This window comes from Piscinibacterium candidicorallinum (assembly GCF_047549485.1).
GTDB classification, from domain to species: domain Bacteria; phylum Pseudomonadota; class Gammaproteobacteria; order Burkholderiales; family Burkholderiaceae_C; genus Piscinibacterium; species Piscinibacterium candidicorallinum.
In genome coordinates, this window is sequence record NZ_CP180191.1 from 2,554,158 (window position 1) to 2,577,394 (window position 23,237).

Here is a 23,237-nt window from a genome sequence, read left to right on the forward strand (position 1 = left end):
GATCAGGTGCCGTCAGTACCGCGATGCGATCACTTGACCAGGCTGCCTGAAACAGATTCGCTGACCACGCCCATCGCCTTGGCGGGCTGGACCTGGGTCACCAGGCGCTTGAGCTCCGGCAGGCAGGAGCCGCATTGCGTGCCGCAGTGGTGACGGGCCTGCAGCGCTGCAAGGCGCTCCTGCGCCGTGCCCTTGACTTCGGCCAGGCACGCACGAATGGCGGGCTCGCTCACCCCCAGGCAGCTGCACACCGCAGCACCGCGCACCTGAACCGGCACCGGCGCTTGAGAGCCCCCAGCCAGGAGCGCGGCGCCGAGGCGGCTGACGTCCTGCCGCGTGTCGATAAAGCTGCGCAGCCAGCCTTCCGCGTCCAGTGCATCCTGCGGACCGCTGAGCCACAGGGCGGAGATTGCACGCGCACCGCTGCCGGTTGCGTCTGTTCCGGCACTGCCCTGCGCCACCACGCGCAAGCGGCGCTCCACGCCGCGCTGTGCATCGGCGTAGCGGAGCAGCCGAGCGTCGGGTGCGAGGTTCAGCGCGATCCCGAGTGCATCCAGCACAGGCTGCGGCGGGCGCGTGGCGTTCGCCATGCGCAGGGTGATGCCGGCAGACTCGCCGAGCGTGGTCGGCACCAGCGCCCAATAGTCGACTTCCAGAAGCAGCGAGCGCAGCTCAGCCAGTCGCGGCTGAAGGTCCGCCAGATTGCAAGTCACATGCGCCACAAGACGCCAGGATAGATCCAGCTTGCTCACGCGCACCGCGGCATGCTTGAGCTCCGGTTGTCGGGACACGGGATCGATCGCGTCGGACGTGACGCTGTTCACGCCGTGCGTCCCCGCCCCGCCCAGATACTCCTCGCCCCAGTGCATGGCCATGAAGGCCTGACCGGAACGCATGGCATCCGAAGCCGCCACCGGCAGCACCTGCCGGCCACGGCGCGATTCCACAGCCACGAGGTCACCCTCACGCAGGCCGCGGCGTCCCATGTCGGCACCATTCATCTCGATGCGCGGCTCCGGTGCATGGGCGAAGAGCTTGGGCACCAGCCCGGTGCGGGACAGACCATGCCACTGGTCGCGCAGACGCCCCGTGGTCAGGGCAAGCGGAAACTGGGCGTCCACACGATCGGCCACCGGCTTGTAGCCCTGCGCGACAAAGCGGGCTCGGCCGCTGGGCGTGTGGAACCGGCCATCCGTGAACAGGCGCGCTGCACCGGTGGCCTCGCCTTCACGCAAGGGCCACTGCTGGGGCGCGGCGTCGAGCATCGCGTAGCTCATGCCAGTGATGTCACAGTCCGTGCCGCGTGTGAGCTCGCGCCATTCGTTCCACACCGCTTCACTGTCTGCCCAGGCAAAGCCGCGCTGCAGGCGGCCCCAACGCGCTGCCAGATTCTGAGCGACCTGAGCGGCAATCAGCCAGTCGTGCCGCGCTTCACCCATGGGCGGCAGCACTGCACGCTGGCGGCTGATGCGGCGCTCGCTGTTGGTGACGGTGCCGTCCTTTTCCGCCCACGGTGTGGCGGGCAGCACGATGTCGGCATACCTGAGCGTGGCTGGCGACGCGAAGGCGTCCTGCACGATCACACAGGGCACGGTGCTCAGCGCCTCATGCACCGCCTGCTGATTGGGCAGGCTGTGCGCCGGGTTCGTGCACACGATCCAGAGCAGCTTGATCTGCCCGGTGCGGGCCGCCTCGAACATCTCGACCGCCGTCTTGCCGCGCGTCGTGGGCACCTCGTCAATGCCCCAGAACGCAGCCACCTCGGCGCGGTGTGCGGGGTTGCTCAGATCCCGGTGCGCCGGCAGCAGGTTGGCCAGCCCACCCACCTCGCGCCCGCCCATGGCGTTGGGCTGGCCCGTGAGCGAGAACGGCCCGGCGCCCGGCTTGCCGATCTGCCCTGTGGCCAGATGCAGGTTGATGAGCGCCGCGTTCTTGTGGGTGCCGTCCGCGCTCTGATTCAGGCCCTGGCAGTACAGCGAGAGTGTGGGGCCCTGGGTGGCGAACAGGCGTGTGGCTTCCAGCAGTGCGGCTTGGTCAATGCCGCAGACGCGCGCCACCTCGGCCGGCGTGGCGTTGCGCACCTGGGCCTTGAGTTGATCGAAGCCCTCGGTGCGGGCGTCGATGAAGACACGATCAATCCAGCTTTCCCAGAGCATGATGTGCAGCATGCCCTGATAGAGCATCACATCGGTGCCCGGCAGGATGGGCAGATGCAGGTCGGCCTCGGCGGCGGTGTCGGTGCGCCGTGGGTCGACCACGATGATCTTCAAGTCTGGATTGGCCGCACGTGCCGCCTCGATCCGCCGGTACAGCACCGGGTGCGCGAAGGCCGTGTTGCTGCCGCTGATGAAGAGCACCCGGGCGTGATCGATATCCTCGTAGCTGCAGGGCACACTGTCCGTACCCAGCGTGGCCTTGTAGCCCGCCACGGCGCTGCTCATGCACAGACGCGAGTTCGTGTCGATGTTCTGCGTGCCGATCAGCGCCTTGGTGAGCTTGTTGAAGGCGTAGTAGTCCTCGGTAAGCAGCTGACCACTCACATAGATGCCGACCGAGTCCGGGCCGTGCTCGGCGACGGTCTGTGCGATGCGCTCGGCTACGCTGTCGAGCGCGCTGTCCCAGCTCACGGTCTGCATCGGCGCCGAACGCTCAACGCGCATCCCGGGTGTCAGGAGGCGGCTGGTCTGCGCCACTTCAGGCAGGGTGGTCAGGTGCAGATTGGCGCCCTTGCTGCACAGGCGGCCGAAGTTGGCAGGGTGGTCTGGGTCGCCGCGTACACCGGTGATCTGCACACCGTCGTGCTGCGCAATGACGCCGCAACCCACGCCGCAATACGGGCAGGTGGTTCGGGTTTCGATGAGCGCGGCAGCCGTCATTCAGAGCGGCTTTCCGCTGAACCGAGGGTTTCGTCGGGCACCGCCCGACGCCCGGTGAAGAGCCTTGGCGTGCTCGCCAAGGCCCCGTTACCGGTCCGACATGGGGGTTCCGCTGAACCGGGGGTTTCGTCGGGCACCGCCCGACGCCCGGTGAAGAGCCTTGGCGTACTCGCCAAGGCCCCGTTGCCGGTCCGACATGGGGGTTCCGCTGAACCGGGGGCTTCGTCGGGCACCGCCCGACGCCCGGTGAAGAGCCTTGGCGTACTCGCCAGGGCCCCACTGCCGGTCCGAAGTGGGCTCTCCGCTTGTCCTATGCGGCTCTTCAGCCACTTTGCTCTGGAAAGGCGCATGAAATGGACTTCTGGCTCTTCAGATGCGGGCTACAAGCGGTCTCAGACCGACAGACGCACCATCTTGGACCAGGCCGGCTGCGCCTCGTCCAGGCCGATGCTGTCGAGCTGCGCGGCGTCCAGGTAGACCTCGCCACCGAGTACACGGGTCTCGAAAGTGGGCGTGCAGCCCACATCGGGCGCGACGGCTTCGCCGCAGTCCAGTGCGATGTTCCAGCTGTGCAGCGGGCAGGTCACCTTGTGGCCATGCACGATCCCCTGCGACAGGGCGCCACCACGATGCGGGCAGCGGTCCAGCACAGCGAAGATGAAGTCCCCTTCAGCGCGAAACACCGCCACGTCTGCGCCCCTGGGGCGGCGCACCACGCGGCTGCCCAGCGGGGCGATGTCGTCCACGGCGCAGATGCGCACCCAGTTGCGATTGCTCTCCATCTTCACGCCATCGCCTCCGCCGGTTTGATGGGGATGAACTGCCGCGTGTCTACGCTGGCGGCCTGAGGCTCGTGCCAGGGGTCGGGCTCGCCGTCGAGCGCGAACTGCAGGCGCGCCCACAGCGCCTTGCGGCCCGCTTCATCCTCCAGGATCTTCTTCTTCACATAGTCCAGCCCCACGCGGCTCACGTAGTGCACCGTGCGCTCGAGATACCAGCCCTCCTCCCGGTAGAGCTGCAGGAAGGCGCCGCTGTACTCCAGCACCTCTTCAGCCGTCTTGAGCTTGACGAGAAACTGCGCCACCTCGGTCTTGATACCGCCATTGCCGGCCACGTAGATCTCCCAGCCGGAGTCCACGCCGATCACTCCCACATCCTTGATGCCGGCCTCGGCGCAATTGCGCGGGCAGCCGCTCACAGCGAGCTTGACCTTGTGCGGCGCATACATGCGCCAGAGTGCACGCTCGAGATCCTTGCCCATCTGGGTGCTGTCCTGCGTACCGAAGCGGCACCACTCGCTGCCCACGCAGGTCTTCACCGTGCGCAGGGCCTTGCCGTAGGCGTGGCCGCTGGGCATGGCGAGATCCTTCCACACTGCCGGAAGGTCTTCCTTCTTCACGCCAAGCAGGTCGATCCGCTGCCCGCCAGTGACCTTGACCGTGGGGATCTGATACTTGTCGACCACATCGGCAATCCGGCGCAGCTCGCTCGCGTTGGTTTCGCCGGCCCACATGCGCGGCACCACGCTGTAGGTGCCGTCCTTCTGGATGTTGGCGTGGGCGCGCTCGTTGATGAAGCGGCTCTGCGGATCGTCCTTGGCCTCCTTGGGCCAGGTGGAGATCAGGTAGTAGTTGACGGCCGGGCGGCAGGTGGCGCAGCCATTGGCTGTGCGCCAGCCCAACGTTTCGAATACCTGCTCCTTGGTCAGTAGATGCTGCTCGCGGATCGCGTCGCGAACCTCTTGATGTGACGCATCGGTACAGCCGCACACAGCCTTCTTCTTGGGAGTGGCGGAATAGTCGCCGCCGGCCGTGAACATCAGGATCTGCTCCACCAGACCGGTGCAGGAGCCGCAGGACGCGCTGGCCTTGGTGTGCTTGCGCACCTCATCAAGCGTGAACAGGCCCTTCTCGCGGATGGTCTTGACGATGCTGCCCTTGCACACGCCATTGCAGCCGCAGACTTCGGCGTCGTCGGCCATGGCGGCGGCCTTGCTCTGGCCCTGATGGCCCACGTCGCCGATGTTGTTGTTGATGGCTGCCTCACCGAACATCAGCTTGTCGCGAATGTCGGCCACCGGCTTGCCCTCGCGCAGCAGCTTGAAGTACCAGCTGCCGTCCACGGTGTCGCCGTACATGCAGGCGCCCACGAGCTTGTCGTCCTTCAGGACGAGCTTCTTGTACACGCCGCCGATCGGGTCGGACAGCGTGATCTCCTCACAACCCTCGCCGCCCATGAAGTTGCCGGCGGAAAACAGATCAATCCCGGTCACCTTCAGCTTGGTGCTCGTGACGCTGCCCGTGTAGCGGCCGATCCCGAACTCGGCCAGATGATTGGCCACGACCTTGGCCTGCTCAAACAGCGGCGCCACCAGCCCGTAGGCCACACCCCGATGGCTCACGCACTCACCCACCGCGTAGATGCGGGGGTCGAAGGTCTGCATCGTGTCATTGACCACGATGCCGCGATTCACCTGCAGGCCGCTGCGCTCGGCCAGTCCAGTGTTGGGGCGAATGCCCACGGCCATCACCACCAGCTCCGCCGGGATCTCCAGCCCGTCCTTGAAGCGGATCTTCGCCACCCGGCCGTCTTCACCAGCAATGAGCGAATCCGTGTGCTTCTCCAGCAGGAAGTGGATGCCGCGCTGCTCCAGGCTCTGCTTGAGCAGATCACCGGCCACCGAGTCGAGCTGGCGCTCCATCAGCCAGGGCATGATGTGCACCACGGTCACATCCATGCCGCGCAGCTTCAGGCCATTGGCGGCTTCCAGGCCCAGAAGGCCGCCGCCGATCACCACGGCGTGCTTGTACTTCCCGGCAGCATCGATCATGGCCTGCGTGTCGGCCATGTCGCGATAGCTGATCACACCGGGCAGGTCCTTGCCCGACACCGGCAGGATGAAGGGATTGGAACCCGTGGCCAGAAGCAGGCGGTCATAGCTGACCTGGGTGCCGTCCTCCGCGATGACAAGCCGGCGCGCACGGTCGATCTGCGTGATGGTCTTTCCAGTGACCAGGGTGATGCCGTTGTCCCGGTACCAGTCCCAGTCGTTGAGGACGATCTCCTCGAACTTCTGCTCCCCGGCCAGCACCGGCGACAGCAGGATGCGGTTGTAGTTCGGGTGCGGCTCGGCGCCGAAGACGGTGATGTCGTACATCTGCGGCACGAGCTTGATCAGCTCCTCCACCGCGCGGATGCCCGCCATGCCGTTGCCGACCACCACCAGGCGCGGCTTCTTGAATTGACCTTCAGCCATCTCCGTACACCTCACGAACCATGCATGAACTGCAGAATCTGCGGCTCATTGCGCCTCTTTGACGGACGCTGTTTTGGGTCTCCCCCCGCGGGCGGGGGGACGGAAGGGGGGTGCCCCACACTGGTTTATCCAGTTGCTGAGGCGGCCTAAGCCGCCTCAGCAACCGGATGCGACTGCTTGCGATACAGGAACTCGAGCACCGCCTGCCTGCAAGCGATGTAGTTCGCATCGTTGGCAAGTGCCAGGCGCTCACGCGGACGGGCAATGTCCACGTTCACGATCTCGCCAATGGTCGCAGCCGGGCCATTGGTCATCATCACGATGCGATCCGCCAGCAGCACGGCTTCGTCCACATCGTGAGTGACCATGACCACGGTGCTCTGGGTCTTTGCGACGATCTTGAGCAGCTCGTCCTGCAAGTGCGCGCGCGTGAGCGCATCCAGCGCACCGAAGGGCTCGTCCATCAGCAGCACCTTGGGCTCCATGGCGAGCGCGCGCGCAATGCCCACGCGCTGCTTCATACCGCCGGAGATCTCATGGGGGCGCTTGGTGGCCGCGTGGCTCAAGCCCACCAGCGCCAGCGCGGCGTGCGTACGGTCCTTGAGCTGCTGCTTGCTCTCGGTCGCCGCGAAGACACGCTCGACGGCCAGGTAGACGTTGTCAAAGCAGGTCAGCCAGGGCAGCAGGGAGTGGTTCTGAAACACCACGCCGCGCTCGGGGCCCGGCCCCTTGATCTCGCGGTCTGCACAAAGCAGCGTGCCGCTGCTGGGGTTGAGCAGCCCCGCGATGAGATTGAGCAGGGTGCTCTTGCCGCAGCCCGAGTGGCCAATCAGCGTGACGAACTCGCCCTTGGCAATGCTCAGGTTGATGTCGCGCAGGGCGTGGAAGCTGCCACGCTTGGTGTCGAAGACCATCTCGACACCCTGCACTTCGATGTACTTGGAGAGATTCATGGCGCGGGCTCCGGCAGCTCAGTGGTGGTCTTCGTAGGTGAATGCCTTGGCGATTCGGATCAGCAGCAGCTCAAGCAGCAGGCCGACCACGCCGATCACGATGATGGCAATCAGGATGTGGTGCACATTGAGGTTGTTCCACTCGTCCCACACCCAGAAGCCGATGCCGACTCCGCCGGTCAGCATTTCGGCGGCAACGATCACCAGCCACGCCGTGCCGATCGCGAGGCGAACGCCCGTCAGCATGTAGGGGAGCACTGCGGGGAACAGAATGCGCGTGACGATCTTCCATTCCGAGAGATTCAGCACGCGCGCCACGTTCATGTAGTCCTGCGGCACGCGCTGCACGCCCACGGCCGTATTGATGATCATGGGCCAGATGCTGCAGATGAAGATCGTCCAGATGGCAGCCGGGTTGGCCCCCTTGAAGATCAACAGGCCGATCGGCAGCCAGGCCAGCGGCGACACCGGGCGCAGCAGGCTGATGAGCGGCGAGACCATGCCGTTCAGGAAGGCGAAGCGGCCGATCATGAAGCCCAGCGGAATGCCCACCAGCGCAGCCAGACCGAAGCCGAGCCCCACCCGCTGCAGCGAAGACAGCACGTTCCAGCCGATACCCTGGTCGTTCACTCCATTGCGATAGAACGGGTCCGAAAAGATCTTCACTGCCTCCACCGCCGTGGGCCAGGGCCCCGGAAAGCTGCCCTTGCTGGTCAGCGCGATGATCTCCCAGAGCAGGATGAAGGCTGCAATGCCCAGAAGCGGTGGAATGACCTTCAGCAGAATCGCGCGGCGCTGCGCAGCGCGAGCCCGCGGATCCATGGCCGCGCGCAGCTGCGCCTTGGTCTTCTTCTCCGGCACCACGGCAACCGGCTCATTGGCGGCAACCGGAGAAGACGCGGCACTGGCTGCGTTCTGCATCATCGGCGTTTCAAGTTTGTCGAGAACAGCACTCATTCGAGTCACCCTCAGACTTGGGGTTGCCCTCCCCTTGGCAAGGGGAGGCGAAAGTTGAAACTTCGGGAGGGGTTAGCGTCCAGATCACCGTAGGTAAAGGCGTGAGGCCTCCGGCCTCACGCCTTCACCTTGAATCCATCGGCGTAGGCCCGCGGATTGCTGCCGTCCCAGACCACGCCATCGATCAGCTTGGAGCTGCGCATCTCGCTCTTGGGCAATGGCGTCTTGGTGGCTGCGGCTGCCTGGCGGTAGACGCCGATCTGGTTGATCTGGCGTGCCATGGCGAGATAGTCCACATGGTCCTTGAGCAGACCCCAGCGCTTGTGCTGGGTGAGGAACCACATGCCGTCTGACAGGTACGGGAAGTTGACGAGCCCGTCGTTGTAGAACTTCATGTGGTTGGGATCGTCCCAGGTCTTGCCCAGGCCGTTCTGGTAGCGGCCCAGGATGCGCTGGTTGATCACGTCCACGCTCGTGTTCACATAGGCACGATCGGCAATCGTCTCGGCCATCTTGTTCTTGTTGGACAGGCCCGCATCGATCCACTTGCCCGCCTCAAGAATGGCGCTCACCACGGCGCGGCAGGTGTTCGGGTTCTTCTTCACGAAGTCAGCCTGCGTGCCAAGAACCTTCTCAGGGTGGTCCTTCCAGATGTCCTGCGTCGTCGCGGCCGAGATGCCGATGCCATCGGCAATGGCGCGGTGGTTCCAGGGCTCGCCCACACAGTAGCCGTCCATGTTGCCCACGCGCATGTTTGCCACCATCTGCGGCGGCGGCACGGTGATGACCTTGGCGTCCTTCATCGGGTTGATGCCGTAGGTCGCCAGCCAGTAGTAGATCCACATGGCGTGCGTGCCGGTGGGGAAGGTCTGTGCAAAGGTGTAGTCGCGCTTCTGCGCAGCCATGACCTTGGCCAGCGATGCGCCGTCCACCGCGCCGGCCTCGGCCAGCTTCCTGGACAACGTGATGCCCTGACCGTTGTGGTTCAGGGTCATCAGCACAGCCATGTCCTTCTTGGGGCCGCTGATGCCGGCGTGTACGCCGTACACGAGGCCATACAGCACATGGGCAAAGTCCAGCTCGCCATTGACGAGCTTGTCACGCACCGCGGCCCAGCTGGCTTCCTTGGTCGGGATGATCTTGACGCCGTACTTCTCATCGAGCTTGAGCACGCTGGCCATGACCACGCTGGCACAGTCGGTCAGCGGAATGAAGCCGATGCGAACTTCCTTCTTCTCCGGCGCGTCCGAACCTTGCGCCCAGGCGCTGGCGCGCATCGCGGGCTCCATGGCACCGATGACTGCAGCCATGCTGGCGGTCTTGATCACTTTGCGGCGCATGGCATCGGGCTCCTTGGGGCTGGCGGCGGGTGCGGTGGGGCCGAGTGGGTCGAGCTGCTTGTCCATCGATCTCTCCAGAGCTTTGAGGGAAGGGTTGGGGGTTCAGGTCATGCGTGTTCTTGTGCTGTGAGAAGCAAAAGACCAAAAGAAAAAGGCGTCGCACACCCCGCTTTCGCAGGGCATGGACGCCTTTGTCCAAATCAGACGAATTCGCTCTTCACGCGACTGGCGACGCCGTTGCCACCAGTCAGGCACTACCCACTAAGCAGTTTGGATGCCAGATCGCAAATCTTTGATTTATCTGGATTTTCTCGGACCAGAGCACGCATCCGCACCAGCACTGCACGCACCAATCTGCTGCAACGCACCAACTCGGAGCGGCGTCAGCGCCGGCTCAGCCGAGCAGGCTCTCAAAGTCAATCAGCCGCTCAGCCACCTCGCGCGCCTTCAGGCCCTTTTGCATCGCTGCGGTCTGGATGAACTTGTGCGCCTCATCCTCGCTCATGCCCTTCTTCTTCATGAGCAGGCGCTTGGCGCGGTCAATCAGCTTGCGATCGGCGAGCTCGGCCTTGGTCACGCTGAGTTCAGCGCGCAAGTTCTGCTCGACCGCAAACCGCTCCACGGCCACATCCACCACCGCCTGCACGCGGCCGGGCGCCAGCCCGTCCACCACGTAGGCGCTCACGCCGGCAGACAGTGCGCTGCGCAGGGTGTCGCGGTCCCGGTCGCCGGTGAACATGGCGATCGGCCGCGGCGCATCGCGCGTGGCCATGACGATGTGCTCAAGCACATCGCGCGCGCCGCTGTCCGCGCTGACCACGATCACATCCGGCCGCAGGTGGGCCACGGCCTCGGGCAGAGTCAGATCGCCCGTGCGCACACCCAGCACGAAGTGCCCCGCATCCGCCAACCCCTGCGAGAGCGCGTGCGCGGCCGAGGCCTCGTCGGCATCCACATCGGTCACGATCAGCACCGCAAGCGGTCGGTTGGATTGGGGCATGCACCACGGAGGCGCAAGAAGCTTGCCAGCTGCGCCAAAGTGAAGCCGAGGGTCATCACTAAACTACATGCATGAACGGCCTCCTCCTGTTTGCCCATGGTTCGCGCGACCCGCTGTGGTTCGCCCCGTTTGAACGCTTGCGCGAGCGCGTGGCCGCCGGCGGTACACCCGTGGCGCTGGCCTACCTGGAGTTCGCACAGCCCGAGCTGGCCGAGGCCGCCGCGCAACTGGCTGCACAGGGCTGCACGCACATTCGTGTGGTGCCGGTGTTCCTCGCGGCTGGGGCGCATGTGCGCGCGGACCTGCCCGAGCTGATCGAGTCCGCCCGAGCTGCATTGCCCGGCGTGCAATTCGAACTGCGGCCTCCGGTGGGCGAAGACGCCGCCGTGCTGGACGCCATCGCGCGCGTCGCGCTGGGCTGACCCCGAACGATGCGCGTTCTCGGCATCGAGACCTCCTGCGACGAAACCGGCGTCGCGCTCTATGACACAGAGCGCGGCCTGCTCGCGCATGCGCTGCACAGCCAGATCGACATGCATGCGCTCTACGGCGGTGTCGTGCCCGAGCTCGCCAGCCGCGACCACATCCGCCACGGCGCGCTGCTCGTGCAGCAGGTGCTGCGCGACGCTGGGCTGGAGATGAAGGACATCGACGGCGTGGCCTACACAGAGGGCCCGGGGCTGGCCGGCGCGCTGCTGGTGGGTGCGGGGCTGGCCAAGGCCCTGGCCTTCGGACTGAACAAGCCTGCGATTGGCGTGCACCACCTTGAAGGGCACCTGCTCTCGCCCCTGCTGGCGGCCGACCCGCCACCCTTTCCGCACGTGGCGCTGCTGGTGAGCGGTGGCCACACCCAGCTCATGGACGTGGCCGGCGTGGGGCGCTACACCCTGCTGGGCGAGACGATTGACGATGCCGCAGGCGAGGCCTTCGACAAGAGCGCCAAGTTGCTCGGCCTGCCCTACCCCGGCGGCCCCAAGCTGGCGCGCCTGGCCGAGACGGGTGACCCCAAGCGCTTCTCCCTGCCCCGGCCGCTGTTGCATTCAGGCGACCTGAACTTCAGCTTTGCCGGCTTGAAGACCGCCGTGCTCACCCAAGCGCGCAAATGCGCGGACCTGCCGGACACCGACCCCTGGCGTGCAGACCTGGCACGCGCCTTTGAAGACGCCGCCGTGGACGTGCTCAGCAAGAAGGCCATGACGGCCCTGAAGCAGACCGGACGCAAGGTGCTGGTGGTGGCGGGCGGCGTGGGTGCCAACCAGCGGCTGCGCGCCACGCTCAACGCCCTGTGTGCCAAGGCGGGCGTGAAGGTCTACTACCCGGACCTGCAGTTCTGCACCGACAACGGCGCCATGATCGCCCTGGCCGGCGCGCTGCGGCTGGTCCGTGGCCAACGCGATGCCCAGACCGGCTTCAATGTGCGGCCGCGCTGGCCGCTGGCCGAGCTGGACACCCCACCCGTCTGAGGCCAGGTTGGCGGCGCTTCTCGGCGTGACATGCACAACCGAATTCATGCGCCCAAACTGGCCGAGATCCGCATCTAGCATGCGGAAACCGGCCAACATGCATATTCAACAATTGTTTGATGCAATAGCCTTTTCAGGCCTGCTTATCAAACAGATGTTGAAAATCTGATCTACCGCTCACGCCTTGATTGGCAGCGTCTTGAGAAATCGCGGCTTGATGAGGTGGCCGGTGCGCTGTTCGTAGGCCGCGCCCGCCTGCAGCACCAACAGGTCCGACCATGCCGGGCCGAAGAAACTCAGGCCCACCGGCAGGTGATTGACCGCACCCATCGGAACGGTCAGGTGCGGGTAGCCGGCCACCGCGGCAGGCGAGGAGGCCGAGCCGCTGGGCCGGTGGCCATTGACTTGGTCGATGAGCGCCGCAGGGCTGGTGGTCGGCGCCACGAACAGCGCCACGTCGTGCTGCTTGAGCGCGGCGTCGATGCCCTGGGTGCGCGACAGGCGCCGGTTGGTGGCCAGCGCCTTGCGGTAGGCCGCATCAGTCAACGCGCCCTTGGCCGCCGCTTTCTCGAAGCGCTCCTGCCCAAACACGGCCAGTTCCTCAGGCGTGCGCGCATTGAACGCGATGAGGTCGTCCAAGCTGCGGAACTTGAGGTTGGCTGCGAATTCGCGCAGATAGGCCGCCATGCCGTGCTTCAGTTCGTAGAGCAGGACCTCCACCTCCGTGGGGCCGAGCTTGTCCGCATTCGGGATGCTCGCCTCCACCAGCACTGCGCCCGCCCTGGCTAGATCCTTGAGCGCCTGCTCGAAGAGCGCATCCACACCACGGTGGTAGCCCGCCAGGTTGCGCGCCACGCCAATGCGCAGGCCCTTGAGCGCCGAGCTGCGCTTGCCGGCCTGCAAAGTCTTCGCCAGCGCGATGAGATCTGCAGCGGCAATCTTCTGCCCCTTCGTAGCGGCATCATGCACATCGGCGCCGACCATGCCCGCCAGCAGCCAGGCAGAGTCTTCCACACTGCGCGTCATCGGCCCGGCCGTGTCCTGGCTGGCTGCGATCGGGATGATGCCGTCGCGGCTGACGGCACCGAGCGTGGGCTTGAAGCCGACGATGCCGTTGCATGAGGCAGGCGAGACAATCGAACCGTCCGTCTCGGTCCCCACCGCAAAGCGCACCAGCCCCGCCGCCACCGCCGCTGCGCTGCCGGAGGACGAGCCGCTGGGCGTGCGGTCCAGCACATGGGCATTGCGGCACTGACCACCGCGCGCGCTCCAGCCGCTGCTGGAGTTGGCGCCGCGGAAGTTCGACCATTCGCTCAGGTTCGCCTTGCCCAGGATCAGCGCGCCCGCACTGCGCAGGCGGTGCACCACATGCGCGTCGCGCGGCGCCTTGGCACCGATCAGCGCCAGCGATCCCGCCGTGGTCTGCATGCGGTCTACCGTGGCGATGTTGTCCTTGACCAGCACGGGCTCACCGTGCAGCGGGCCCAGGGCATCGCCACGCTTGCGGTCCGCGTCCAGCTGCTTGGCGAGACGCCGCGCATCCGGATTCACCTCCAGCACACTGCGCAGGGTTGGGCCGCTGCGGTCGATGGTCTTGATGCGGTCGATGCTGTGTTCGACCAAGTCCAGACTGCTTGTGTTCTTGCTGCTCATGATGGGCCTGACAGAATGATTGGAGAAAAGCCGCTGGGCGGCGCTATGACGGCGGCAGCGTCAATAGCCGCAGGTACTCGGCAAGGTCCACACCCAGCGCGCGCGCCTTGTCAGACCGATGCATGTCCGGACTGAGATCCTCCAGCCGATGGGCGTAGTAGGCGAGCTCATCCGAATTGCCGAAGCGCGCGACGATGCATGCATCGAATGCACGCAGCAAAAAGCGGCCGTAGCTGTCGAAGTCGGCTGGCCACCAGCGCTCATTGAGAATGGCAGCAGCTGCGGGCGCACCCAGACGCTTCAACGCCCAGAAGTCATGGACCACCTCGTCCTGCCCGACGAGCCACGGCGTTTCACAGCTGCGGCAGCGGCGCAGCGTGATCCACCATCGCGTCTTGGGATCTGCACGCGCAAGGATCTGCATGCCCGCAACGGCCTCGAAGCGCCGCGCAAGATCGCCACTGGCCTTGCTCATGTCGACCACCGCCTCCTCGCCGAACTCGGCGCAGCAGCAGGGCGGCAGAGCGCGCGCTTCGGTCAAGCCTTCTCCCCCAGCCGCTTTTCCTTGCCGTTCATCAGGTTGCTGATGTTCTGACGGTGGCGCCAGACCAGCAGGCCGCTCATGATCAGCACCGCCAGTCCGATCGCGTCGCCGCCGAACCAGAGCAGGTAGGTCACGGGCGCAAAGATGCTGGCCACCAGCGCCGCCAGGGACGAGAACCGAAAGAAGGCAGCGATGATGATCCAGGTGGCGAGCGTGGCCAGGCCGAACAGCGGATTGATGCCCACTAGCACCCCCAGCGCGGTGGCCACGCCCTTGCCGCCGACGAACCTGAAGAACACCGGGTAGAGGTGACCGAGGAAGGCCGCCAGCGCCACGGCCGCTACCCAGCCATCACTCAACTCGGCGCGCAACGCAAAGAACACGGGTACCCAGCCCTTGACGGCGTCGAACAGGAGCGTGAGCACCGCGGCGGCCTTGTTGCCGCTGCGCAGCACGTTGGTGGCGCCCGGGTTCTTGCTGCCATAGGTGCGCGGGTCGTTCAGGCCCATGGCCCGGCTGATGATGACCGCGAAGGAGAGCGAACCGAGCAGATAGGCGCCGATGACCCAGCCAAGGTTGATGAGTGTGGCTTGCATGGATGCGTTGTTGTTGTGTGTGAAGGGTGAAGAGGGATTCAGGCGTCCAGCGCGCAATCGACCGGCTGGGCCTGGAGCAGAGAGGTGAGCACCTGCGGCGCAATCGACACGAGAAAGCCGCGCCGGCCGCCGTTGATGTAGATGCGCGGCAGGTCCAGCACGCTGGCCTGCACGTACACCGGCATCTGCCGCTTGGTGCCAAAGGGCGAGGTGCCGCCCACCATGTAGCCGGTGTGGCGCTGCGCGACTTCGGGCTTGCAGGGTTCGATGTGCTTGCGGCCGGTCTGGCGCGCGAGGTTCTTGGTGGAGACGGTCTTGTCACCGTGCATGAGGACCACCAGCGGCTTGGCCCCTTCGTCTTCCATGATGAGGGTCTTGACCACCGCATGCTCGTCCACGCCGAGCTGGCGTGCGCTTTCGGTGGTGCCGCCGTGCTCGACATAGTCGTAGGGGTGCTCGCCAAAGACCACACCCGCCTTGCGCAGCATCTGCGTGGCGGGTGTTTCGGAGACGTGCTTGGTCTTGCTCATGGACGGGCGCAGAGGATGACGGACGGCTGGCTGGCGACTATATCGCCGCGCGTCAGGCTCGGGGCAGCGTCCGCTCCACCCTGCGCCGGCGGACGTTCATGCCGCCTTGCCCGGCGCCGCGTCGCTGCGATGCGCCTCGCCGCTGTTGATCTCCGCTTCCATGAGGCGCTGATAGTCCGCCCAGGTCTTGCCTGGTTCGTCGGCAAAGCGGCGGCCGCTGCGCGTCAGTGCGCGGATGCGATCGAGCCGGAAGGCGCGAAAGCCCACGCGCAGCTCGCACCAGGCGGCCACGCTCCAGGTGCCGCCCCAGAAGGCACAGGCCAGTGGACGAATGTCCCGATGGCTGGGGATGCCGCGCATGTCGGCGTAGTCGAGGGTCAGGATCTCGTGCGTGCGGATGGCCTCGCGGATCACATCCAGCCGCTCGCCCACCAGCTTGTCGATGAAGTAGTCCGGCGCAAAAAGCGGCGTGCGTTCGAGCACGATGCGCTTGTCCTTGGGCAGCGCGCTGGCAATCTTGGCCTGCGCCATTTCCGCCGCTTTCTTGAGCGCTGGCGAACCCCAGGCTTGGGTCATTCGGATGCCCGCCACCAGGGCTTCGATCTCGTCATAGCTGAACATCAGCGGCGGCAGGTCATAGTCCGCCGCCAGGCGATAGCCCACGCCCGCCTCACCTTCGATCGGCGTGCCGCTTGCGATCAGATCGGCCACATCGCGGTAGATCGTGCGCTCGCTGACCTCCAGCCACTCGGCGAGCTGGCGGGCGGTCGTCAACCTTCTGCCGCGCAGGTACTGCACGATCTGAAAGAGCCGGTCAGCTCTGCGCACTGGTTCGCTCCAAGGTTCTTGCTGCCCGCGCGCGGCACGTGTTCGCCTGCGCTGGTCGATCCCCAGCCTGCGGCCGGGGCCCCTCGCCCCACGCTCCGGCGCTGCCGCGCAGGTACTGCACGATCTGAAAGAGTCGATCAGCACGGCGCACAGGTTCGCTCCAAGGTGCTTGCTGCTCGCGCGCGGCCCGTGTTCGCCTGCGCTGGTCGATCCCCAGCCTGCGGCCGGGGCCCCTCGCCCCACGCTTCGGCGCTGCCTCTCAGATACTGGACGATTTGAAACAAGCGATCTGCGCGGCGCATCCCGGCTTTCTACAGCGTCACGCGCCTGGCTTCAAAGTCCTGCACGAGCCAGCGCTTGCCCTTCTGGATCACGGTGTGACCTTCGGCACGCAGCATCTGGGCCTGGGCCTCGGTGCCGCCGGGGTACTTCTCGTTGAGCGAGCCGTCTTTTTTCAAGGTGCGCCAGAACGGCGTGACATTCACTTCGCCCGCCGCACGCAGCTCGGACGCCGCCGCGGCCGCGATGTTGATGAAGATGCCGGTGGTCAGCGGGCAGGCAATGTCGGTCTTGTGGCGCCTGGCCAGCGCGGCGGCAATGTCGGCTGCTGTGGTCAGCGCGCCGTCGGGCACCTGGCGCATGAAGTGGTCAATCTCCGCAGGAGATGAGATCACCATCGTGCCGCCATGCCTGGGCTGCGCGGGCAACCAGCCATGCAGCTTCTCCGGCAGCTCGCGCACGATGTGCGGCGGCTTGGCGTTGCGCATCTTCTCCAGCGCAGTCATCTTCTTGCTCATGGGGTTCGATCTCGCTTCATGTCGTCCAGTGCAAACAGAAGGCGCTCGCGCTCGGTGCGCGCCACCTCACGCCAGTCTCTGCCAGTGAGCGCGCCTTCCAGCGCCCAGAGCAGGTTCAGGTTCTCCGGATGGCCGGCCTGCAGGCACCGTTGGTATGCATTCACGCTGCCGGCCTTGCGCAGCGCATCGGTGTCCGCAAAGCCTGCGCGCATCAGCCACTCGGCAGTCACCGGGCCAATGCCGGACAGCTTGGCCAGCCTGGCGCCGGAGAGGCTTTCCGCCTGTCCCATGCGGCTTTCCAGCCGATTTGCCTTGGAAAGGCGCATGGATACTGCATCTACACCGCGAAATGCGGGTTGAAGATCAGCCCGATGGCGTTGCCCCAGGGGTCACGCACGGCGCCGCAGACAATGCCCTCGCCCACGTCCTGCGGCGCATCCAGCAGGCTGGCACCCTGGGCCATCAGCGCGTCCATGGTGGCGGCCACATCGTCCACCCGCCAGTAGGTCATCACGTTGTGCACGGGTACCGGTGCCGTGCCCTCGGGCTGCAGACCCAGCTCGTAACCGGCGATGTTGAAGCCGACATAGAAGGGCTGGTCAAAGTACGGCGCCACACCAAATGCCTCGCTGTACCAGCGCTTGGCGGATTCAATCTCCGGCACGCGGTAGATGCAGGTGGCCAGGCCCTTGCTGTGGATGGCTGCCATGCTCAGGCCTTCATCGAATGCAGGCCGACGCGATTGCCCTCGGTGTCGAGGATGTGCGCGTAGAAGCCCATGCCCTGCGGCAGTTCGGTGGCTGGCACGAGGATCTGCCCGCCCGCCGGGCCGACGCGCGAAAGCACGGTGCCCAACGTGGGTTCAGCTTGCAGATAGACCACCGCACCCTTGGCGCTGGGCTCATAGCCCTCGCTCTTGACCACGCAGCCGCTCACGCCCATCTCACCCGAGGGGAAGATGCCCATCTCGTCGCCAATGATCTCGCGGCGCAGTGACACGGCGAGAATGGTTTCGTAGAACTTCACCGCACGGTTCAGTTCGTGTGCAGGCAGCTCGAACCAGCTGATGGCGCTCATGCTCATGGGTCTCTCCCGGTGTGTTTGTGTGGGTGTGTGTGGGTGTGCTTCGGCCTACATGCCTGAGTAGGTAATGATGTTCAGCGCTGCGCCCTGCGGGTCGGTGATGACGGCCATGCGCCCGACATTAGGCACGTCCATCGGCTCCACCACCACCTTGCCGCCGAGTGCCTTGGCTTGCGCACAGGCTGCGTCCACATCCTTCACGGTCACGTAGGGTGTCCAGCAGTTGGGGGCCTGCACGCCAGGCGGGTGGGCCATGATGCCGCCGATGCTGGTCTCGCCCACCGAGAACACGTGGTAGTCGCCCATGGGCATGGCCTCGGTCTTGACCGTCCAGCCAAACATCTGGCTGTAGAAGCCGCTGGCCGCGGCGGGGTCGCTCGTCATCAGTTCGGTCCAGCTCACAGCGCCGTGCGCGCCGTACACCTCTGCATAGTCCTTCATGGCCTCTCTCCTGTTGCGTTGGGGGGTGGAGGCATTCTGGGTGACGTCTGCTGACAGCAGTGTGTCAGGAGCGCTTCAAAGGCAGGACAGGACGAGTTTTTGCGCTCGCTAGTTGTTCGAAATAGAGTCTGTCCATTCACCGCAGACCGTAAGTCTGTCCATTGGGCGCAGATCTGGCAGACAACTAGCCACGCATCGTCGAAATAGAGTCTGTTCGGAACGACGCTAAACCATTGATTTGTTTAGACATCGCAACCCAACGGCGCAACTAGCCCCACTCGCAACAGATCAATCGTTGGCACCCGTGAATTACAAACGCTTGGCGAACAACTCTCAGTGCCCACACGCTGAAAGGCGACGTCTTCACAGGGAAACTGGTATCGAGGTGTCGGCTCTCGATGACCCATTTGAAAACTAAGTCTGTCCATTCGCCCAGGCAGCGGCGAGTCGGCTGAGCTACAGATCACAAGCTGCTCCGGTGAACACTCAATACCTAGTCCCCGCGCCGGCCCACAACCGGCACGTAGCTGAGCTGTAAAACAGCGACCCGGCTGGATCCCGGCGTAAGAAGCCGAACGCAACGACCCGCGCAGCGATTCGGGCGGCACGCAAGGGTGACGTGACCGACACGTCAATAGATGATTGGAACCCGCTGGCGGTGTTGGGTTGGTGCGCCAACGACGCGCCAATGCTTGATGAATTCGTCGCGACGGGCTTGCGGCCACGCACCAGCTTTCGTAGCTAGAGCTCGCGCCAAATCATCGCCCTCTAACGTAGCTCTTGGCGCGAGCTGGCCGAAATCCACATACGCCGCTTCGGCAAGATCAGCAAGATCAGCAACATCAGCGGCTATTGATGCTGTGGTCATTTGGTATTTCTTGATAGTTGGTCTAGATACGCACGATCGAGTTCGAGTAGTTCAGCGGGGCGCGTCAAACAAGACCGACGGACCAGCCAAAAACGCACATCTTCCGAAGGGCCAACCATGTAGTCCACACTCCGAAATAGAACCGCATCGTTGGCGGAGTCGATTACCGAGAACTGCTGCCTGATGAACTGCATTCCATAGATCGTCCAGGTCTTCGTTGACTCTCGTCGTTTCAACAAGCCCCCGAAGAATGCGTATTCACTTTCACCCTCGCGCAGTGAGATACGCTCACCCATGGTGTTCAGGTTCACGCCACGAACGGCGTCAAGACGGCTGCCGTTGCTGCGGATCCACTGGTCGGCAGGAACGATCACAGTGAAACCAGCGTCCTTTTCGCATAGCTTCCGGTACTCCAACACGACTGGAATGTGGTTCCAGAATCCCGGCAAATAGACGAGCAATCCAACAATCGCGGCAACGAGGCCACCACGGAACAGCGAGCCGTTTGCACTTCGTCCCCAGCGCCAACCCAGCAAGATCGCGGCGATCAAGATCACCGCATAGATCGTCAAGCCAACTGCGTAAGCTAGGCCCAGCATGAGTTATCTCCCAGCAGTCAATTCGCGGAACGGCAGGCCTTCTTCAGACTCTATTTCGAACGACCATCGCGCGCCGTAAGCCCTCAGTGCGGAATCTTGAGCAGCAGCGGCGCCAGAAACGCCGTGAGCAGGGCTGAGAGCCCCATCGCCAGCCCGGCAAAGGCGCCCATGGTCTCGCTCACCTGAAAGGCGCGTGCCGTGCCGATGCCGTGCGCCGCCGCACCCACCGTGAAGCCGCGCACCCGTTCGTCCGTCACGCCCAGGGCGAGCAGCACCGGGCGGGCCAGCATGGCGCCCGTCATGCCGGTGAGGATCACCAGCACGGCCGTGAGCGTCGGGATGCCACCAATCCGCTCGCTGATGCCCATGGCCACCGGCGTGGTCACGCTCTTGGGGGCGAGGGAGAGCAAGGACTCGCGCGACACGCCCAACAGCCAGGCAATACCCACCGCACTAACAATCGCCGTCACTACCGCCACCACCAGCATGATGGACAGTGGCAGCGCCAGGCGCTTGACCACCGCCCGCTGCTCATACAGCGGCACAGCCAGCGCCACCGTGGCCGGCCCGAGCAGAAAGTGCACGAACTGCGCGCCGGAAAAGTAGGTGGCGTAGCTCGTGTCCGTGGCCAACAGCAGCGCAATCAACAGCAGCACCGCAATCACCACGGGATTCACCACCGGGTTCATGCCCGCGCGCTGATGCAGCGCGTAGCCGATCTGGTAGGCAATCAGCGTGGCCGTCAGCCCCAGCAGCGGCGTGGCTGCGAGGTAGACCCATAGCTCGGCGATATGCGGCTTCATTCGTGCGGCTTCATGGCTTGGGCTCCGCGCCCGCGTCCGTCACGTCATCGCGGGCAAAGCGCGCAATCGCCCAGCGCCCCACCAACCCCGTCACCGCAATGGTGATCACGGCCGAGCCCACCACCGCCACCAGCAGCTTCCATCCCTCAGTGGCCAGCCGCTCGCCATGCAGCATCAAGCCCACGCCTGCCGGCACAAACAACAGGGACAGGTGGCGCAACACCTCCAGCGCCGTCGGCTTGATCGTGGCCACTGCCGCCGGCCGCCACACCAGCCAGCCGAACAGTAGCGCCAGGCCGATCACCGGGCCGGGTACTGGCAGCTTCAGCGTGAAGGCGAGGGTTTCGCCGATGAGCTGGAAGAGCAGGAGGGCGGTGAGCGCTTGGAGCATCGCCGCTCTCAGGCCCCCAGCAGACGACGGGCCAGCAGCAATTGCATGTCACGCCTGCCGTCCGCGATGAGATAAATCACAACCTGCGAGCCCATCACCCGGTAGATCACGCGGTAGGGCTTGAACGCCGTCTGGCGGTATTCCTTGATGCCAAGTGCCAGCAGCTCCTTGGGGTGTGCCCCGCGCTCGGGCATGAGCGCAAGCTGTTCGGCCGCTTTCAGGACCTGATCCAGCACGCGATTCGCGGCCGCGATCGAATCAGCCTGCGCGATGTAGTCGTGAATCGATTCGAGATCACGCTCCGCGCTGTCAGTCAGCACGACCGTGTAGCGCCGCGGCATCAGGCAGAGCGCTTCGCACGCAGGCGCGCGACCACCTCGGCCACCGGCTTCACCCGCCCGGCATCGACATCCTGCTGGCCCAGCGCCAGCAACTTGAGCAGCGCCAGGGTTTCCTGTGTCTGCTCATAGCTGGCCACGTCCTGTAGAACGGCACGCGCCTCACCGTTCTGCGTGATCACCATCGGCTCGCGGCACTCGGTGATTTCCTGCAGCACATCGGCTGCGTTGGCCTTGAGGTAGCTGATGGGTTTGACTTGGGTTGAATAGCGCATGGCCGCCTCGGACTTTTAATGGTCTGAATATAGTCCATGGCACCGGCAAGTGGTGACTCAGCGCGAGCCAGGAGCTTCATGCAGGAGATCTATCGCAACTTCCGCCAGGATTCGCCACGGACACTCATCAATGAAGCGGCTGATTGGTTCGGCCTGACCTTCATCGTGCAGATTCAGCGACACCACCATAAGGTGCTGGTTCCATTGTGTGTAGTTCGCTCGAAGATCGCCCCACCACGCCGCAACTTCACCGGGGTGCGATGTGCCTAGCGGCGCTACTTCGCAGATGTCCGCGATCAGCGCGTGCAGCCAGTCCACACCGTGGCGCTCAAGGGCTGCCGCACGAGTTTCGAAAGGCTGAAGCCCAATCTCCAGAAATCGTGCAAGCGTGGCCTCGTCTGCCAAGGATTCACGCCCCAGCGAGTTGCTGGTCCACCCACTCAATCCAATGCAGCACCGGCCGCTGCGTGCCGCTCTGCAGGTGCGTCAGGCAGCCGATGTTGGCAGACAGAATCACTTCCGGTTCGGCCGCTTCCAGATGGCCGAGCTTGCGGTCGCGCAGCTGGGTGGCGATCTCGGGTTGGAGCATGGAGTAGGCGCCGGCTGAGCCGCAGCACAGGTGGCTTTCGCCAAAGGCCTGCAGCTCCACGCCGCACTGCGCGAGCAGGTCTTCGGTGATGGGGCGCAGCTTCTGCCAGTGCTGCAGGGTGCAGGGCGGGTGGAAGACGGCCTTGGCCTGGGCCGTGCCCTTCAGCAGGGGCTTGAGCGCGTCGATCTGCGGGGCGAGGTATTCGCCGATGTCCTTGACCAGCGCGGTGATGGCGCGGGCCTTCTCGGCGTAGGCGGGGTCGTCCTTGAGGTGGTGGTCGTACTCGCGCACGGTGGCGCCACAGCCGCTGGCGTTCATGACGATGGCCTCGACCTCGCCCTTCTCCACCATGGGCCACCATGCGTCGATGTTGCGGCGCATGTCATTGCGGCCGCCGTCCTGGTCGTTCATGTGGAAGCGCACGGCGCCGCAGCAACCGCTCTTCGGCGCGATCACCGCCTGCACGCCCAGCGCATCCAGCACGCGGGCGGTGGCGGCGTCAATCGACGGCAGCATGGCGGGCTGGGCGCAGCCATTGAGCAGCAGCACCTTGCGTGCGTGGCTGCGGGTGGGCAGCGTGCCCGCAGGCCGCGGGTCTGGCAGCTTGGCCTGCAGCTTCTCCGGCACCAGGCCCTTGAACTTGCGGCCGAGGTTCATCGCGGGCTTGAACAGGCTGCTCGGAATGCCTTCCTTGAGCGCATAGCGCGTGGCGCGCTCCGTGAAGGGGCGCGTGGTCTTGGCTTCCACCACCTGACGGCCGATGTCGATCAGGTGGCCGTACTGCACGCCGCTGGGGCAGGTGGTCTCGCAGTTGCGGCAGGTCAGGCAGCGGTCCAGGTGCAGGCGGGTCTGGTCCGTGACCTCTGCGCCTTCGAGCACCTGCTTGATGAGGTAGATGCGGCCGCGTGGGCTGTCGCGTTCGTCGCCCAGCACCTGGAAGGTGGGGCAGGTGGCGGTGCAGAAGCCGCAATGCACGCACTTGCCGACGATGGCCTTGGCCTCTTCGCCGGCGGCGGTGCCCTGGAACTCTGCTGCGAGATTGAGCTGCACGGTGTGC

27 protein-coding genes are annotated in these 23,237 nt (G+C 65.1%); 2 read left to right on the forward strand and 25 right to left on the reverse strand.

Features of this window, described 5'->3' with window-relative positions; translation table 11 throughout:
* Positions 1-29: 29 nt before the first annotated feature.
* The 7 genes from ACMDW7_RS11525 to ACMDW7_RS11555 form a co-directional block, all read right to left on the reverse strand.
* Positions 30-2,876, reverse strand: coding sequence for a molybdopterin-dependent oxidoreductase (locus ACMDW7_RS11525; RefSeq protein ID WP_377300607.1), 2,847 nt, complete (start codon positions 2,874-2,876; stop codon positions 30-32).
* 392 nt (positions 2,877-3,268) lie between these two features.
* On the reverse strand, positions 3,269-3,658 hold the full coding sequence (gene nirD / locus ACMDW7_RS11530; protein WP_377302495.1) for a nitrite reductase small subunit NirD: 390 nt from the start codon (positions 3,656-3,658) through the stop codon (positions 3,269-3,271).
* A 2-nt stretch (positions 3,659-3,660) separates the two neighbouring features.
* Positions 3,661-6,132 carry a nitrite reductase large subunit NirB gene (gene nirB / locus ACMDW7_RS11535; RefSeq protein ID WP_377300606.1) on the reverse strand — a complete coding sequence of 824 codons (2,472 nt, stop codon included), beginning with the start codon at positions 6,130-6,132 and terminating at the stop codon, positions 3,661-3,663.
* Positions 6,133-6,278: 146 nt separating this feature from the next.
* On the reverse strand, positions 6,279-7,085 hold the full coding sequence (locus ACMDW7_RS11540; RefSeq protein WP_377300605.1) for an ABC transporter ATP-binding protein: 807 nt from the start codon (positions 7,083-7,085) through the stop codon (positions 6,279-6,281).
* Between the two features lie 18 nt (positions 7,086-7,103).
* Positions 7,104-8,042: a nitrate ABC transporter permease gene (gene ntrB, locus ACMDW7_RS11545; protein ID WP_377300604.1), complete on the reverse strand. Its 939-nt coding sequence runs from the start codon at positions 8,040-8,042 to the stop codon at positions 7,104-7,106.
* A 116-nt stretch (positions 8,043-8,158) separates the two neighbouring features.
* Positions 8,159-9,382, reverse strand: coding sequence for a CmpA/NrtA family ABC transporter substrate-binding protein (locus tag ACMDW7_RS11550; protein WP_377302493.1), 1,224 nt, complete (start codon positions 9,380-9,382; stop codon positions 8,159-8,161).
* Between the two features lie 394 nt (positions 9,383-9,776).
* The gene (locus tag ACMDW7_RS11555) at positions 9,777-10,382 is read right to left on the reverse strand and encodes an ANTAR domain-containing response regulator (protein ID WP_377300603.1); all 606 of its coding nucleotides are present in this window, start codon (positions 10,380-10,382) and stop codon (positions 9,777-9,779) included.
* 71 nt (positions 10,383-10,453) lie between these two features.
* Between ACMDW7_RS11555 and ACMDW7_RS11560 the strand changes: the two genes are divergently transcribed.
* Positions 10,454-10,804 (forward strand): sirohydrochlorin chelatase, encoded by a 351-nt coding sequence (locus ACMDW7_RS11560; protein WP_377300602.1) that lies wholly within the window; start codon positions 10,454-10,456, stop codon positions 10,802-10,804.
* Between the two features lie 9 nt (positions 10,805-10,813).
* Positions 10,814-11,845, forward strand: a complete 1,032-nt coding sequence (tsaD, locus tag ACMDW7_RS11565) for a tRNA (adenosine(37)-N6)-threonylcarbamoyltransferase complex transferase subunit TsaD (protein WP_377300601.1) — start codon at positions 10,814-10,816, stop codon at positions 11,843-11,845.
* Positions 11,846-12,022: 177 nt separating this feature from the next.
* Here the strand turns inward: tsaD and ACMDW7_RS11570 are convergent, their stop codons facing one another.
* The 18 genes from ACMDW7_RS11570 to glcF all read right to left on the reverse strand — a co-directional run bounded on the left by ACMDW7_RS11570 (position 12,023) and on the right by glcF (position 23,230).
* Positions 12,023-13,501, reverse strand: coding sequence for an amidase (locus ACMDW7_RS11570; RefSeq protein WP_377302491.1), 1,479 nt, complete (start codon positions 13,499-13,501; stop codon positions 12,023-12,025).
* A 40-nt stretch (positions 13,502-13,541) separates the two neighbouring features.
* The gene (locus ACMDW7_RS11575; RefSeq protein WP_377300600.1) at positions 13,542-14,039 is read right to left on the reverse strand and encodes a hypothetical protein; all 498 of its coding nucleotides are present in this window, start codon (positions 14,037-14,039) and stop codon (positions 13,542-13,544) included.
* The gene (gene plsY / locus ACMDW7_RS11580; protein ID WP_377300599.1) at positions 14,036-14,638 is read right to left on the reverse strand and encodes a glycerol-3-phosphate 1-O-acyltransferase PlsY; all 603 of its coding nucleotides are present in this window, start codon (positions 14,636-14,638) and stop codon (positions 14,036-14,038) included. The genes ACMDW7_RS11575 and plsY overlap by 4 nt, the downstream gene beginning before the upstream one ends.
* A gap of 38 nt (positions 14,639-14,676) precedes the next feature.
* Positions 14,677-15,168, reverse strand: a complete 492-nt coding sequence (gene ybaK / locus ACMDW7_RS11585; RefSeq protein ID WP_377300598.1) for a Cys-tRNA(Pro) deacylase — start codon at positions 15,166-15,168, stop codon at positions 14,677-14,679.
* Positions 15,169-15,264: 96 nt separating this feature from the next.
* Positions 15,265-15,996 (reverse strand): helix-turn-helix transcriptional regulator, encoded by a 732-nt coding sequence (locus tag ACMDW7_RS11590; RefSeq protein WP_377300597.1) that lies wholly within the window; start codon positions 15,994-15,996, stop codon positions 15,265-15,267.
* 311 nt (positions 15,997-16,307) lie between these two features.
* A complete protein-coding gene (locus ACMDW7_RS11595) occupies positions 16,308-16,793 on the reverse strand; it encodes a 6-O-methylguanine DNA methyltransferase (RefSeq protein WP_377300596.1) in 486 nt (161 codons plus the stop codon).
* Positions 16,790-17,119: a TfoX/Sxy family DNA transformation protein gene (locus ACMDW7_RS11600; protein WP_377300595.1), complete on the reverse strand. Its 330-nt coding sequence runs from the start codon at positions 17,117-17,119 to the stop codon at positions 16,790-16,792. Before ACMDW7_RS11600 ends, ACMDW7_RS11595 begins: the two co-directional genes overlap by 4 nt.
* Positions 17,120-17,130: 11 nt before the next feature.
* Entirely contained in the window at positions 17,131-17,502 is a 372-nt protein-coding gene (locus ACMDW7_RS11605) for a VOC family protein (RefSeq protein ID WP_377300594.1), read from the reverse strand.
* Positions 17,503-17,504: 2 nt separating this feature from the next.
* The gene (locus ACMDW7_RS11610; protein WP_377300593.1) at positions 17,505-17,876 is read right to left on the reverse strand and encodes a VOC family protein; all 372 of its coding nucleotides are present in this window, start codon (positions 17,874-17,876) and stop codon (positions 17,505-17,507) included.
* Positions 17,877-17,924: 48 nt separating this feature from the next.
* Entirely contained in the window at positions 17,925-18,317 is a 393-nt protein-coding gene (locus ACMDW7_RS11615; protein WP_377300592.1) for a VOC family protein, read from the reverse strand.
* 631 nt (positions 18,318-18,948) lie between these two features.
* Positions 18,949-19,185: a hypothetical protein gene (locus ACMDW7_RS11620; RefSeq protein ID WP_377300591.1), complete on the reverse strand. Its 237-nt coding sequence runs from the start codon at positions 19,183-19,185 to the stop codon at positions 18,949-18,951.
* Positions 19,182-19,784: a hypothetical protein gene (locus ACMDW7_RS11625; protein WP_377300590.1), complete on the reverse strand. Its 603-nt coding sequence runs from the start codon at positions 19,782-19,784 to the stop codon at positions 19,182-19,184. The genes ACMDW7_RS11620 and ACMDW7_RS11625 overlap by 4 nt, the downstream gene beginning before the upstream one ends.
* Positions 19,785-19,867: 83 nt before the next feature.
* Positions 19,868-20,587 carry an LrgB family protein gene (locus tag ACMDW7_RS11630; RefSeq protein WP_377300589.1) on the reverse strand — a complete coding sequence of 240 codons (720 nt, stop codon included), beginning with the start codon at positions 20,585-20,587 and terminating at the stop codon, positions 19,868-19,870.
* Positions 20,588-20,597: 10 nt separating this feature from the next.
* Complete coding sequence (locus ACMDW7_RS11635) at positions 20,598-20,978, reverse strand: CidA/LrgA family protein (RefSeq protein ID WP_377300588.1); 381 nt, start codon at positions 20,976-20,978, stop codon at positions 20,598-20,600.
* Positions 20,979-20,986: 8 nt separating this feature from the next.
* Complete coding sequence (locus ACMDW7_RS11640) at positions 20,987-21,319, reverse strand: type II toxin-antitoxin system RelE/ParE family toxin (RefSeq protein WP_377300587.1); 333 nt, start codon at positions 21,317-21,319, stop codon at positions 20,987-20,989.
* Positions 21,319-21,591, reverse strand: a complete 273-nt coding sequence (locus tag ACMDW7_RS11645; protein ID WP_377300586.1) for a type II toxin-antitoxin system Phd/YefM family antitoxin — start codon at positions 21,589-21,591, stop codon at positions 21,319-21,321. The genes ACMDW7_RS11640 and ACMDW7_RS11645 overlap by 1 nt, the downstream gene beginning before the upstream one ends.
* A 57-nt stretch (positions 21,592-21,648) precedes the next feature.
* Positions 21,649-21,996: a hypothetical protein gene (locus tag ACMDW7_RS11650; RefSeq protein ID WP_377300585.1), complete on the reverse strand. Its 348-nt coding sequence runs from the start codon at positions 21,994-21,996 to the stop codon at positions 21,649-21,651.
* A gap of 4 nt (positions 21,997-22,000) precedes the next feature.
* A complete protein-coding gene (gene glcF, locus ACMDW7_RS11655) occupies positions 22,001-23,230 on the reverse strand; it encodes a glycolate oxidase subunit GlcF (RefSeq protein WP_377300584.1) in 1,230 nt (409 codons plus the stop codon).
* Positions 23,231-23,237 lie beyond the last annotated feature (7 nt).